Annotated in this window: 14 protein-coding genes; 6 read left to right on the top strand and 8 right to left on the bottom strand. The window is 67.2% G+C overall.

The features are described 5' to 3' along the window. Positions 1-110: 110 nt before the first annotated feature. From A9J21_RS28795 to A9J21_RS28785, 3 genes are all read left to right on the top strand, one after another. Positions 111-461, top strand: coding sequence for a DUF3175 domain-containing protein (locus A9J21_RS28795; RefSeq protein ID WP_066742046.1), 351 nt, complete (start codon positions 111-113; stop codon positions 459-461). 96 nt (positions 462-557) lie between these two features. Beyond that, positions 558-1,484, top strand: a complete 927-nt coding sequence (locus tag A9J21_RS28790; RefSeq protein ID WP_066742044.1) for a LysR substrate-binding domain-containing protein — start codon at positions 558-560, stop codon at positions 1,482-1,484. Positions 1,485-1,578: 94 nt separating this feature from the next. After that, on the top strand, positions 1,579-2,580 hold the full coding sequence (locus A9J21_RS28785; RefSeq protein ID WP_156546299.1) for a tripartite tricarboxylate transporter substrate-binding protein: 1,002 nt from the start codon (positions 1,579-1,581) through the stop codon (positions 2,578-2,580). A gap of 50 nt (positions 2,581-2,630) precedes the next feature. On the opposite strand, the gene A9J21_RS28780 is transcribed toward A9J21_RS28785, so the two are convergent. Both A9J21_RS28780 and A9J21_RS28775 read right to left on the bottom strand, forming a co-directional pair. Beyond that, positions 2,631-3,248, bottom strand: a complete 618-nt coding sequence (locus A9J21_RS28780; RefSeq protein WP_066742033.1) for a LysE family translocator — start codon at positions 3,246-3,248, stop codon at positions 2,631-2,633. 45 nt (positions 3,249-3,293) lie between these two features. Then, entirely contained in the window at positions 3,294-4,883 is a 1,590-nt protein-coding gene (locus tag A9J21_RS28775; RefSeq protein ID WP_066742030.1) for an EAL domain-containing protein, read from the bottom strand. A gap of 369 nt (positions 4,884-5,252) precedes the next feature. Here A9J21_RS28775 and A9J21_RS28770 point away from each other — a divergent pair, with 369 nt between their 5' ends. Beyond that, on the top strand, positions 5,253-5,669 hold the full coding sequence (locus tag A9J21_RS28770; RefSeq protein ID WP_066742027.1) for a hypothetical protein: 417 nt from the start codon (positions 5,253-5,255) through the stop codon (positions 5,667-5,669). Positions 5,670-5,683: 14 nt separating this feature from the next. On the opposite strand, the gene A9J21_RS28765 is transcribed toward A9J21_RS28770, so the two are convergent. The 5 genes from A9J21_RS28765 to araD form a co-directional block, all read right to left on the bottom strand. Beyond that, entirely contained in the window at positions 5,684-6,568 is an 885-nt protein-coding gene (locus tag A9J21_RS28765; RefSeq protein ID WP_066742113.1) for an intradiol ring-cleavage dioxygenase, read from the bottom strand. A gap of 118 nt (positions 6,569-6,686) precedes the next feature. After that, the gene (locus A9J21_RS28760) at positions 6,687-7,625 is read right to left on the bottom strand and encodes a 2-hydroxyacid dehydrogenase (protein WP_066742023.1); all 939 of its coding nucleotides are present in this window, start codon (positions 7,623-7,625) and stop codon (positions 6,687-6,689) included. A gap of 42 nt (positions 7,626-7,667) precedes the next feature. Next, on the bottom strand, positions 7,668-8,636 hold the full coding sequence (locus tag A9J21_RS28755) for a tripartite tricarboxylate transporter substrate binding protein (protein WP_066742020.1): 969 nt from the start codon (positions 8,634-8,636) through the stop codon (positions 7,668-7,670). A 49-nt stretch (positions 8,637-8,685) separates the two neighbouring features. Further along, positions 8,686-9,405, bottom strand: coding sequence for a ribonuclease activity regulator RraA (locus A9J21_RS28750; protein ID WP_066742017.1), 720 nt, complete (start codon positions 9,403-9,405; stop codon positions 8,686-8,688). Positions 9,406-9,415: 10 nt separating this feature from the next. Further along, positions 9,416-11,155, bottom strand: coding sequence for an L-arabinonate dehydratase (gene araD, locus A9J21_RS28745; protein ID WP_066742014.1), 1,740 nt, complete (start codon positions 11,153-11,155; stop codon positions 9,416-9,418). 149 nt (positions 11,156-11,304) lie between these two features. Between araD and A9J21_RS28740 the strand changes: the two genes are divergently transcribed. Further along, entirely contained in the window at positions 11,305-12,006 is a 702-nt protein-coding gene (locus A9J21_RS28740; protein ID WP_066742012.1) for a GntR family transcriptional regulator, read from the top strand. A 178-nt stretch (positions 12,007-12,184) separates the two neighbouring features. Beyond that, the gene (locus tag A9J21_RS28735) at positions 12,185-12,442 is read left to right on the top strand and encodes a helix-turn-helix domain-containing protein (RefSeq protein WP_066742008.1); all 258 of its coding nucleotides are present in this window, start codon (positions 12,185-12,187) and stop codon (positions 12,440-12,442) included. Between the two features lie 35 nt (positions 12,443-12,477). Here A9J21_RS28735 and A9J21_RS28730 read toward each other — a convergent pair. After that, the coding region (locus tag A9J21_RS28730) for an SLC13 family permease (RefSeq protein ID WP_066742005.1) at positions 12,478-13,838 on the bottom strand (1,361 nt) is incomplete at its 5' end.

Here is a 13,838-nt window from a genome sequence, read left to right as displayed (position 1 = left end):
GACGGACCCCCGGTCAACCGGCAGTTGTCCCGTGTCCTTCGCGATTCACGATGCATGGGTGGCACGGAAGTCGCTGGGTCTGGGCACCTATCGTGCAGGAGCCATGCGTCATGACAAAGACAGCCCAGTCATCGAAAACACCGGCAAAGACCACGCGCCATCGGCCGCATAGCGGCAAGTCGCGCCGCAAGGCACGCCGCTGGTCGCAGCGCGTGACGGACAGCAGCGACGCGATGGATCTGCAACCCGACGTGTTCAAGTCGGACTCGCCGGAAACCATTGCGAAGTCGTTGAAACAATCGGCCACGCACAGCCGGCGCCGCAAGGGCACACCGTATCAGTCCGCAATGTCCATGCTGAACTTCTACATCAACCGGGCCGGCCGCAACCTGCCCGAAGCGCGGCGCGCCACGCTGCAACGGGCCAAGAAGAAACTGCGCGAAGCATTCGGGCGCGCGTAGCTGGCGTCACATCTTGCCGGGTCACATGGCACATGCCGTTGCGCCACAGGCACAATACGGGCTGAAGATTCAGGCGGATCGTGACCGGGAGGGGAAATGGAACTGCGGCAACTGCGCTACTTCGTACACGTGGTGGAGCTTGGCAGCATGGGGCAGGCGGCCCAGCGGCTGGGCGTGGTCACGTCTGCGCTGAGCCAGCAGATCAGTCGCCTGGAGAGCGAGTTGTCCACACGGCTGCTGCAGCGCACGTCCACGGGTGTGGTGCCTACCGATGCCGGGCTGGCGTTCTGGCGCCAGGCGCAGCTGGCACTGCGCCACGCCGACGATGCGGCGCATGCGGCGCGTACGGCACGGCTGTCGGGCCATGTCAGCGTGGGCATGGCGCCCAGCACGCTGGCCGTGCTGGGGCCGGCGTTCATGCTGGCGATGCGCGACCGCTATCCCGATATCCGCATGCATCTGGTGGAAAGCCTCTCCGGCGCCCTGGCGACGATGATCGGGGCGCGGCAGCTCGACCTTGCCGTGCTGTTCCAGCTGGAGCCGGGACAGCGCTGGAGCAGCATGCCGCTGCTGGAAGAGCGCCTGTTCGTGATTGCCCGGCCGGACCAGCCGGGCCTTCCGGACGCGAAGACAATGCACCTGGACGCCATCGGCGACCTGCCGCTTATCCTGCCAAGCGGCGCCCACGGGCTGCGCGCGGTACTCAATGCGGCATCTGCACGCAACCAGCGGCCACTGAATGTGGTCGCCGAAATCGATGGCCTGGCGATGCTGATGGATGCCGTGCGCGCCGGTATCGGCGCCACCATCCAGCCGGGCGCGGCCGTGGCACGCCATCTGGGCGACCCGCTGACGCTGATCGAGATTGTCGATGCCGGGGTGAGCCGCCCCAACATGCTGGTGAGCCTGTCAGACGACGAACTGTCTCCCGCAGGGCTTGCGGCGCGCAGCGTGCTGGAGCAGGTGGCGCGCGAACTGGTGACGGCAGGCCGGTGGCCCGGGGCTACCCTTCACAAATCCTGAACACCGTCTGCCGGGTCGGGGCTGGCGCACACGACGCACGCCCCGTAGAGTCGGGGAATTCGAACGATTCCAACGATTCCCGCAGGAGACTCGCATGATCCCACGCATGCCGCGCCGCATCGCGCTGAAGGCGCTCGGCACCATGGCCCTGGCTGCCGCCATCCCGGCCTCTTTTACCACTGCTGCCTTGGCCGCCGATGCATGGCCGTCCAAGCCGATCACGCTGGTCGTCCCGTTCGCGTCGGGTGGCACCACCGACATCATCGGGCGTGCCGTAGGCCAGCGGCTGGGCGAGGCGCTGGGCCAGCCGGTGGTGGTCGACAACCGGCCCGGCGCCGGCGGCACGATCGGCGGGGCGCTGGTGGCGCGCGCCAATCCTGACGGCTACACGTTCCTGCTGGCGACGGTGGCGCACACGATGGCGCCCGGCATCTACAAGACGCTGCCCTACGACTTCCAGAAAGACCTTGAACCGATCGGCATGGTGGCGCTGACGCCGAACGTGCTGATCGTGAACCAGTCGATTCCGGCCAAAAACGTGCAGGAACTGGTGGCCTATATCAAGGCCAATCCGGGCAAGGTCAACTACGGTTCGGCCGGTATCGGCAGCACCGAGCACCTGTCGGGCGAGCTGTTCCGCGCGTCCACGGGCACCGATATCGCGCACGTGCCCTACAAGGGCGGCGCGCCGATGATGACCGACCTGATCGCGGGCCAGATCCAGATGGCGATCGAGACCAGCCCGTCGGCCAATCCGCATATCAAGAGCGGCAAGGTCAAGGCGCTGGCGGTGACGTCTGCCAAGCGCTCGGCCGCCTATCCGGGCGTGCCGACCGTGGCGGAAAGCGGCGTGCCTGGCTACGAAGTGACCACCTGGTACGCGCTGATGGCCCCGCATGGCACGCCCGAGGCAGTCCGCCAGCGCATGAGCGCCGAACTCGCCAGGGTGCTGAAGCAGCCCGACGTGCAGAAGCGATTCGACGAACAGGGCGTGACCGCCGGCGACATGACGCCGCAACAGCTGGCGGGCTTCATCAAGACCGAAACCACCAAGTGGACCAAGGTGGCGAAGGATTCTGGCGCAAAGGCCGAATAAGCCGGATCCGGCCGAGTCTGGGGCCCGAATCTGGGGCCGCCGCCGCGCCCTTACATCGCGCGGCGGATTTCCGATACCCCGAACGCCGCCAGCGCCAGCCCGACCACCCTGTCGATCCACTGGCGCAGTCGCGTGCCCAGCGCATGGCGCGCCCCCGTGACCATCGCCACCAGCACGCACCACCAGGCGATCGATCCACAGAACACCCCCAGCACCGTGGTCATGGCGATGGTCGTCGAGAACGGCCCGCGCGGCGCCAGCGTGGCGAACAACGCGGCAAACATGATGATGGTCTGCGGGTTGGTCAGCGTCAGCAGGAAGGCGCTGGCGAATGCACGCAGCCCCGACCCGTTGCCGCGCAACGTGGCTACCTGTTCGGTCGGTTTCTGGAAGAACGTGCGCAGTCCCAGGTAGAGCAGGAACAAACCGGCGGCGACATGCAGCGGCTTGTCGTAGGCCAGCATGAATTGCGACACCCCCACCAGCCCCAGCGCGGCCACCAGGCCATACGCGGCATCGCCACAGGCAATGCCAAAGCCGATCGACAACCCGGCGCGCGGGCCATCGGTCAGGGTGCGGCGAATGCACAGCATCCCCATCGGGCCGACCGGCGCGGCAACGGCCAGGCCAACGCCGGCGGCAGTCAGGAAAAGGGCAGGCAGGGACATGAAGGGGGCTCGATCGTTATTGGTATGGTCTGCCGATTCTAGCGTCTAGGCCGCCGCAGGGGCCACGCCGCGCGCCAGCACCTGCGCCAGTTCCACCGCCGGCACCGGGCGGCCGAACAGCCAGCCCTGGCCGTAGTCCACGCCCTGCGCCCGCAGGAAATCGGCCTGGGCACGGTCCTCGATGCCTTCGGCCACCAGTTGCAGCCCCAGCGACTGCGCCATGGCGATGATGTGCGGCGCCACGGTGCTCGACGCGGCCTCCTGGCCGATGGTGTCGACAAAGGACTTGTCGATCTTCAGCGCGTCGACCTTGAAGCTCTGCAGGTACGACAGGCTGGAGTACCCCGTGCCGAAGTCGTCGATATAGACCGGATGGCCCGCGTCGCGGAATGCCTGGATCGTGTCGCGCGCCACGTCCGGTTCCAGGAAGCCGCGCTCGGTGGCCTCGATGCGGATCTGGTCGGGCGAAATGCCGGTGCCGCGCAGGCGCGCGGTCAGCACACCCAGGAAGCGGCGGCTCTTCAGGTCTTCGGCGCCGACATTGATCGATACGTAGAACGACGGATGCCGGCGCAGCAGCGTGCCAAGCTCGGCCAGCACGATATCGAGCACCTGGTCGGTGATCTGCTGGATCAGGCCGGCGTTCTCCGCCATCGGGATGAACAGGTTGGGGCGCACCAGCCGGCCGTGCCGGCGCCAGCGGACCAGCGCCTCGACGCCCACGCACTGGTTGTCGGCCAGCGAGACGATGGGCTGGTAGTGGACGGCCATCTCGTGGCGCCGCACCGCCCCGCGCAACTCGCCTTCCAGGCTGAAGCGGCGCGTGGCGCGGCGCCAGACCAGGAGGCCTAGCGGCACGCCGGCCGCCAGGCCAACCCCCAGGCCCCCGACCAGCAGCGCCTTCCAGTTGGTCAGCAGCGCCGCACGCGGCGCCAGCACCACCACCGCCAGCGGCATCGTGCGCGACTTGCGCAGGACGATCGACGCGTCGTCGTCGCTCGCGGCATCGCCGCCCGATCCGTAGGCGTGATCGGCATAGGCGCGTTGCAGCCGCGCAAGATTCGCACCCTGCGACGCCGCGAAGATGCGTCCGGCGTCGGTCTGCACGGCGGCCAGCATGCGCGATTCGCGGTCCACCACGTCGACAAAGGTCTGCGGGTCGAGCCCGACATAACTGCCATTGCGACCCAGCAGCATCGAGCGGCGTGGCGCGGCAAACGGGTTGGGCTGGTCGAACCAGTAGTCCAGGCCGTCGGGCGTGCGCCAGTCGGGCGGCGGCAGGATGAACTGGTCGGCCTGCACGGCGCCCAGCAGGGCCGAGCACAGCCGCTTGCCGCCCCGGTAGGCGCCGGCGTCCTGGATATGGCGATAGGTATAGGTGATGCGCCGCATCTCCACCAGATGCGATGACGAGCAGGGGTCCTCGCGCAGCGATTCCAGGTCCTGCAGCGCGTTGAGTGCCTGGGTCATGACCGTTTCGGCGCGCGTGACGGCCGCGTCGGCGAACACGCTCAATTGCTCGGATTCGCGCCGGCTGGCTTCGAGCTGGGCCATGAACACGCCGATCCCCACCGGGAACAGCGTGGCCATCGTCGCCAGCGCGATCGTCACAACCAGGAACCAGCTGCGCTGCATCGGGAGCCCTCAGGAGAGTGCGCCGCGGAGGGCGCCCACGGCGCTGTGCGCGCCGTCCCATTCACAAACCGGATTTGACAGTGTTGACAGTTGTTGCCTGATACCTGGAGTGGGGTCTTGCGTTGCTGCACCACAAAATCACGCGCCTGCTCTGGGGAGCATAGCTAACAATGGCCGCTCATGTCTGATACTTTGAGACTGTTTTTGCAATTTCCAACGACGACATGGCGGGGGCTGCCCCAGCGGCAACATGGCCCTGACCACAGGGTAAGGGATATTCGCCTACGCCCGAATTCATCCCGATGGAGGGTTGGGGAGCGTCGTCGCAGTGGCGCAAGCCCGACATGCCACGGATTCACAGGAGCCACCATGAAAGATACCGACGCGGCGCGCCCGACCTGGCGCTTCGACCACCTGAACCTCTCCGCCGGCAGTCACAAGGTGCTGGAAGACTTCTTTGGCGGCGTCATGGGCCTGCAGCCGGGCTACCGGCCGCCGTTCCCGTTTCCGGGCGCGTGGCTATATGCCGGCGATCAGGCCGTGATCCACGCCGTGGACGACACCGGGCTCGATGCGGGGTCGGGCGCACTGCAGCTGGGCCATATCGCGTTTCGCAGCGACGGGCCGGCGGCGCCGGTCATCACCCAATTGCGTGACGGCCCGTGGCCGTTCCGCGTGGCCCGCGTGCCGGCGGACAACACGCTGCAGATTTTTGTATCGCTGCCAGGCGGGCTGGTGATCGAGCTGGACATGCCCGACGACGGCACGGTGCCAGCAGGCCGCTGAAGCGGCCGGGGCTGCTAGGACTTGATGCCTGGCACCATGGCGGCCACGCGCGCGTCGCCGTCCAGCGCCGCATGCGGGCCGTGGCCCGGCGGAGATCCGGGGGGAGATCCCATCGGGGGGCCATCTGCTGATCCCGGTGATCCCGGCGATCCCGGCGGGCCGGGCGGGAACGATTCGCGGGGCGCCGTCACTGCCGGGTCCACCACCAGCATCAGCGTGGCGATATAGCGGTCCTTTGCCTCGCGCACGGCGCCAAATACCGTGTCGCCGGCCCGCAGCGCGATGCCGTCGTTGCTGTTCAGCGTCTCGCGCAGCCGCTTGCGGCGGTAGGCCGGCAGCTGCGTGTACAGGTACTCGTTGAGCGCATCGGGCAGAAAGCACTGCGTGGTCAGCAGCGTGCGGCGCCCGTCGATCACCTTCATGTGCAGGTGCGTGGCGCGGCCTTCATACCAGCCCGGATAGATGGTGCGGAACGCGGCCACGCCATCGGCGCCCACAGGCTGGCTGCCGCGCAGGTAGGTCTGGCCTTTGGTGGACACCCGCTGGCCGTGATCGTCGAACTGGCCGGCATAGCCCGAGTACACGCCCGCGGCGTTGCAGTGCCACAGATCCACGCGCTTGCCGGCCATGGGCCGGCCGTGCACATCGACCACCGTAAAGCGGATATCGAGCGGCACGCCCGACTGTCCCTCGGTAATGTCCTGGCGGACCTTGCCTGCATCGAAGTAGAACGGCCCCTCGGTGGTCTGTGCCGTCAACGGGAGCGGGGTGGCGGTGGGCAAGGCCTGCGCGCCGGCAGATGCCGGGCGCGACAGCGTGACCAGTCCGGCGCCGCCGAGGGCGGCCAGCAGATGCCGGCGGCGCGAGGTGGATGGCGGCTGCGAAGAATTTGCGGACATCGCATCTTCCATCAGGAAATGAGATGTCCAGTGTAGCGCCGGGCCGTGGGCGGCAGTATTTCCGCTCTGTGTCGACCCGGCTACGCTTTTTTGACGGCAGCCGCCGGGCTGCCGCGCCTCAGATGGCCGACTTCAGGACCGCGCCGGTGGCGAAGAAGCTCTCCAGGTTGTCGAACACCAGCCCGGCCATTGCCGCGCGGGTCTCGTGCGTGCCGCTGGCAACGTGCGGCAGCAGCACGACGTTATCCAGGCCGAACAGCGCTTCGGGCACCTTCGGCTCATGCTCGAACACGTCCAGGCCGGCACCGGCAATACGCTTGTGCGTCAGGGCATCGACCAGCGCCGCTTCGTCGACCACGGTGCCGCGCGCGATATTGATCAGGTAGCCCTGCGGACCCAGCGCCTTCAGCACATCGGCAGACACCAGGTGGCGCGTCTCGGGGCCGCCCGATGCCGCGATCACCAGGAAGTCGGCCCATTCGGCCAGTGCCTGCAGCGACGGCTCGAAGCCGTGGGGCACGCCATCCTGCGCCTTGCGGCCGAAGTAGCGCACTTCCATGTCGAAGCCGGTGGATCGTTTGGCGATGACCCGGCCGATGCGGCCCATGCCGACGATGCCCAGACGCTTGCCGCTGACACGCGTGGTCAGCGGATACGGGCCCTTGAGCCAGTCGCCACGGCGCACATGGCGGTCGGCGGCGCTGACCTGGCGCGCCGCGTCCATCAGCAGCGCAAACGCGGTATCGGCCACGCAGTCGTTGAGCACGTCGGGCGTGTAGCCCACGGCAATGCCCCGCGCGCGGGCAGTGTCCAGGTCCAGCTTGTCCAGGCCGACGCCAAAGCTGGAGATCACGCGCAGGTTCGGCAGCGTGGCAAGCATCGCGGCGTCAACGCCGGTGGCGGCGCGCGTGGTCATCGCCACGAACTCGCCACCGTGCTGCGCCAGATACGCGGCGGGGTCGCCTTCGGCCCAGAGGGGATGCACGTCGAAATGCTCGGCCAGACGGGCTTCGGTCTGTTCCGGGAGCCGGCCATGCTGCAGGAGGCGGGGTTTCATGCGAGAAGAGTCCTTTTGTTATGGAAATGTCCGGGCGCGCGATCAGTCGGCGCTCAGGTGATTATCGGCGATGATCCTTGCGTAACGCTTGCGGTCGTTGGCGATGGTCTCGGCAAACTGCTGCGGCGTGCTGCCTACCGGAATCGCACCCTGTTCGATCAGTTGCTTCTTGACCTCGGGCATGGCGACCACCTTCTTCACGTCGGCCGCGATCTTGTCGACGATGTCTTTCGGCGTGCCGGCGGGCGCCAGCAGGCCCACCCACGAGCCGGACTCGGCGTTCTGGATGCCGGCCTCGGCCAGCGTGGGCACATCCGGCATCGACGGCGAGCGCACACTGCCGGTCACGGCCAGCGCACGCAGCTTGCCGGCCTTCACGTGGCCGGTGGTTTCCAGGATCGACGCGAACAGCATGTCGACGTTTCCGGCCATCAGGTCGGTCATGGCCGCGCCGCCGCCCTTGTAGGGCACGTGCAGCATGTCGGTGCCGGTGGCGGCCTTGAAGATCTCGCCAGACAGGTGCGGCGAGCCGCCTGTGCCCGAGCTGGCGAACGTGAGCTTGCCGGGCTTGGCCTTGGCCAGCGCCACCAGTTCCTTCGGTGTTTTGGCGGGCAGGCCCGGCGTGACCACCAGCGCGAACGGCAGCTCGGCCATCATCGTCACGGGCACGAAGCTGTCCGGCTTGTAGTTGAGCTTCTTGTACAGGAACGGGTTGATCGACTGCGTGCCGACATTGCCAGCCACCAGCGTGTAGCCATCGGGCTTGGCGCGCGCGGTCAGTTCCAGGCCGACATTGCCGGCCGCGCCAGGGCGGTTGTCCACCACCACCGGCTGGCTCCAGATCTGCGACAGCCGCTGTGCCACGAGCCGCGTGCCGATGTCGGTGCCGCCGCCGGGCGTGAACGGCACGATGATGGTAACGGGCCTGGTCGGCCATTCGCCCTGGGCGTGGGCGCCAAAGGCAGCGGTCACGGCCAGGGCCGCGGCGGCGATGCGGGCAATCTTCAACATGGGTTTGTCTCCGGAATTGTTATAGGCAGGTGGGTCTGGGCCGATCGCGTCAGCGTCCCTTGGCCTTGCGCCACGCGGCGAAATCCGCGCGCGCCTGTTCGGTGGTTGGCGGATAGAGCCCGATGATCGAGCGGCCGTTGCGTACTTCCTCGGTCACGAAGTCTTCGAACGCGGTCATTTCCACGGCTTCGGCGGCAATCTCCTCGGCGATGTGCCAGGGAATGACGACCACGCCTTCGGCATCGCCCACCATCACGTCGCCCGGAAACACCGCCACGTCGCCGCAGCCGATCGGCACGTTGAATTCCAGCGCCTGGTGCAGCGTCAGGTTGGTGGGAGCCGACGGACGATGGTGGTAGGCGGGCATTGCCATCTGCGCGATCTCGGGCGAATCGCGGAAGCCGCCATCGGTGACGATGCCCGCGCCGCCGCGCTGCATCAGCCGCGTGACCAGGATCGATCCGGCCGATGCGGCACGGGCGTCCTTGCGGCTGTCGATCACCAGCACGGCACCGGGCGGGCACTGCTCGATGGCCTGGCGCTGCGGATGGTTCGGGTCCTGGAACACGGTGATGGGGTTCAGGTCTTCGCGGGCCGGGATATAGCGCAGCGTGAATGCTTCGCCGACCATCGTGCCGGCGTCAGGGTTGAGCGGGCGCACGTCCTGGATGAACTGGTTGCGCAGGCCGCGCTTGAACAGCGCGGTACAGATCGTGGCGGTGCTGACGGTCTTCAGCGCGTTGCGCAGGCTGGAACTGAGCGGGGTCATGGGGGTAGCCTCAGTAGATGCTCGGTTCGCCCACGGGCTCGCCGAAGTCGGTTTGCAGGAAGTCGAAGTCGCAGCCGTCGTTGGCCTGGCGAACGTGGCGCGAGAACATGTAGCCGTAGCCGCGCGCATAGCGCGGGGGCAGCGGCGTCCATGCGGCGCGCCGCGCGGCCAGTTCTTCGTCGGACACCTCCAGGTGGATGCTGCGCCGGTCGATGTCGACCGAAATCAGGTCGCCCGTCTTCACCAGCGCGAACGGCCCGCCGATGTAGGCCTCGGGCGCCACGTGCAGGATGCAGGCGCCATAGCTGGTGCCGCTCATGCGCGCGTCTGACATGCGCAGCATGTCGCGCACGCCCTGTTTCACGAGTTTTTTCGGAATCGGCAGCATGCCCCACTCCGGCATGCCGGGGCCGCCCTGCGGGCCGGCGTTGCGCAGGATCAGGATGTGGTCGGCCGTGACATCGAGGTTCTCGTTCTCGACGGCGGCCTTCATCGACGGATAGTCGTCGAACACCAGCGCCGGGCCGGTATGTTTGAAGAAGCGCTTCTCGCAGGCGCTGGGCTTGATCACGCAGCCGTCGGGCGCGATATTGCCGCGCAGCACGGCCAGTGCGCCTTCCTGGTACAGCGCGTTCTCGCAGGTGCGGATCACGTCGTCGTTGTGGACTTCGGCGCCGGCAATGTTCTCGCCCAGCGTGCGACCCGTGACGGTGGGCGTGTCGAGATGGAGCTTGTCGCCGATGCGGTTCATCAGCGCCGGCAGGCCCCCGGCGTAGAAGAAGTCCTCCATCAGGTATTTGTCGCCGCTGGGCCGGATGTTGGCGATCACGGGTACATGGCGGCTCATGCGGTCGAAGTCGTCCAGGCCGATGTCATGGCCGGCGCGACGCGCCATCGCAATCACATGGATGATGGCGTTGGTGGAGCAGCCCATCGCCATGGCTACCGCAATCGCGTTTTCGAACGACTCGCGTGTCTGGATGCGCTTTGGCGTCAGGTCTTCCCAGACCATGCCGACGATGCGCCGGCCTGCTTCGGAACACATGCGGATGTGGTTGGCGTCGGCCGCCGGAATCGACGAGGCACCGGGCAGCGTCATGCCGATGGCCTCGGCAATCGCGGTCATGGTGCTGGCCGTGCCCATCGTCATGCAGGTGCCGTGGCTGCGCGCAATGCCGCCCTCGATGCCGATCCACTCGGTCTTGCTGATATTGCCGGCGCGGCGCTCGTCCCAGAACTTCCAGGCGTCGGAGCCAGAGCCAAGAACCTGGCCCTTGTAGTTGCCACGCAGCATCGGGCCGGCGGGCACGTAGATGGCCGGCACGCCAGCGCTGGTGGCGCCCATCAGCAGGCCAGGCGTGGTCTTGTCGCAGCCGCCCATCAGCACGGCGCCGTCGATCGGATGCGAACGGATCAGCTCCTCGGTCTCGATGGCGAGCAGGTTCCGATAGAGCATGGTGGTCGGCTTGACCGAGCTTTCGGACAAGGAAATGGCCGGTAGCTCCACGGGAAAGCCACCGGCCTGCAGGATGCCGCGCTTCACGTCTTCCACGCGCTGTTTGAAGTGCGAGTGGCAGGGGTTGATGTCGGACCACGTGTTGATGATGGCGACGAGCGGCTTGCCCATCCATTCATCGGGTGCGTAGCCCATCTGCATGATCCGCGAGCGATGCCCGGACGAGCGCAGGTCGTCGGGCGCGAACCAGCGCGCGCTGCGCAGCTGGTCCGGCGTCTTTTTTTGTGCCGTCATCGTTGTCTCCACCTTTGAATCCTGCCAGTCGCCTAGTTGTACGACGACTGGGGTTTTGGGAATTAAAGCACTAATATATTAGTACGTCAACGCGGGGATTTCCGCGGCGCTTCGGCTAGAATCGCGCCGAACATTCCAGTCATTTACGCATGGCCGCCACGCTACCCAACCCTTCCGCGCAGTTCCAGTTCGACCGTACGCGCCAGGCGGCGCCGCAGGTGTTCGAGCATATGCGGGACCAGATCATCTCGATGGCGCTGCCGCCGGGCACGGTGCTGTCGCGCCCCGAACTGGCGCTGCAGTACGGCATCAGCCAGACGCCCGTGCGCGATGCGCTGATGCGGCTGGCCGAAGAGGGGCTGGTCGATGTGTTTCCGCAGCACGCCACCCGCGTCAGCCGTATCGATGTGGCGTTGGCGCGGCAGGCGCATTTCCTGCGCCGCTCGGTGGAGGTGGAAATCGTCCGGACCCTGGCGGGCGCGCCCGATCCGGCTCTGGTGGAACGCCTGCGCGCCACGGTGGCGCGCCAGCAGCGGATGCTCGAACTCGACGATCTGGCCGAGTTCACCGCCAACGACCAGTATTTCCATCGGCAGCTCTACGAGGCCGCCGCCGTGCCCGACCTGTTCGGGCTGGTACGCCGCCAGAGCGGGCATCTGGACCGCTTGCGCCGGCTGCACCTGCCCATTCCGGGCAAGGCCAACGCGGTGCTGCGCGACCATACGGCGATTGTCGACGCGATTGCCGATGGCAATCTGGCCGCGGCCGAGACCGCGCTGCGTGACCACCTGACCGGCACGCTTGCCAACGTCGAGGAAATCCGCTCGCGCTTCCGCGATTACCTGCGCTGACGCTCCCGCCCGCCAGGCCGGATTTGGCCGGGGCGTTTGTTTTTGGCAACGGCCAGCCCGCCATCTACCCACCCCATGGGTAATGACGCCATCCGCGCATTCGTCAATGACGAAGAATTTGTCAATTGCTGGTGGAAATTGATAGATTCCAGATGTATTTACTGCCGGGTAGACCGAGATGTCCGCCAGAGTCACCATTACCAGCAGCGATCAACTGGGGCAGGTGCTCCAGGGCGCGCGCAAGATCGCCGGCCTGACCCAGGCCGACGCCGCCGCACGGCTGGCCATCAGCCAGAGCCGCATCTCCCATATGGAACTGAATCCGGAGACCATCAGCGTGGCGCAGTTGCTGGCGCTGCTGGGAGCCTACGACATGGATCTGCACATCGAGCCGCGTGCCGTGCGCGATGCGTTGCTGGAGAAGCTCGATTGGTAGCCCGGCGCGCGGCAGCCTGTGCCGCGTCCGGCCAGTCAGGGCAGGTAGCCCAGCAGCTTCCACCAGAAGTAATCCAGCGGCAGCAGCACCACGAGCGTGATGGCCGCCATGGTCAGGCAAAGCCGTGTGCCGTGGCGCAAGCCCACGCCGCCAAGCTGCATCGCGATCACGATCGGCGGTGACTGGTAGGGGAAGAACACCGTCGAGAACACCGGCACCTGCAGCATCAGCACCGATTCCAGCGGCAGCCCCGTGGCATTGGCCAGGTCGCGTGCCAGCGGCGTGAGCACGGCGGGCAGCGCGGGCAGCGTCGACATCATGCCCAGTACCGCGCCCATGGCCCCGATGGTGCCCACGTTGGCCGCCGTATGGCCCGGCGTCAGCGGCAGCACATGCAGCAGCCCGGCACTGATGGCGCTGCCCAGCCCCGTGGATTCCACCACCGCCCCGAGCCCCAGAAAGCCGGCCACGTAGATCAGCGGCACCAGGTGAACCTGCTCGGTCAGCGCCTTGGGCGACACCAGGCCGATACCGGGCAGCAGGCAGACGATGCACGCGGCCAGCGAAATCCAGGCCGGCGAGATGCCATGCCACGCATCGGTGGCGAACCCGGCCACCGCCAGCGCCAGGATGACGGCCAGCACGCGCTCCTGCGCACCCATCGCGGTCTGCATGGCGGGCGGCTGGGCCGGCATCGGGCCGTTTTCCGGAAACAGCTTGCAGATCACCCAGATCAGCACCACGGTCTTCAGCGCGCCCAGCACCGGGAAATGCAGCAGCAGGTAGCTGCCGTAGCTGAGGTTGATGTGATAGAGCGAACTGGCCGCACCCAGCAGCACGCTATTCGGGATATTGGCCGGCAGGATGGTGGTGGGCGGCATGTAGCTGGCCGCGGCGACGGTCATCACCATGCCGATGCGGCCGTTCGATCCGGCGGCAAAGCCCAGCCGGTCGGCCAGCGCCAGCACGATCGGCATCAGCAGCAGCACGCGGCCCGTGGTGGAGGGCATCAGGAACGCCAGACCCACCGCGCTCAGCGCCACCGTGGTGATCACCTGGGGGTAAGTGCCCACCCGCTTGTGGAAGATGATGTCCGCCAGCCGCAGCGCCAGGCCGGTGCTGCGCAGGGCCACGCCAGTCACGGCGCCGCCGAACATCAGCCACCATGCCGTCGACGTGAATCCGGAGAACACCACCGTTGGCGGCGCGATATGGAAGACCACGGCGGACAGGAAGAACAGCAGCGTGGCCGTGGGCTCCGGCAGCACGCCGACGGCCCAGCAGGAAACCGTGGACAGTACCAGCGCGCCGGCCCAGATCAGCGCGGGCGGGGCATGCAGGGCGCTGCCGGCGATCCAGACGGCGCTGACGCAGGCGCCGATCAGCAGCGCGGCAC

Origin of the sequence: Cupriavidus sp. D384, assembly GCF_001652915.1 — a bacterium.
Taxonomy (GTDB): domain Bacteria; phylum Pseudomonadota; class Gammaproteobacteria; order Burkholderiales; family Burkholderiaceae; genus Cupriavidus.
This window is presented reverse-complemented; position numbering and strand designations above follow the sequence as displayed.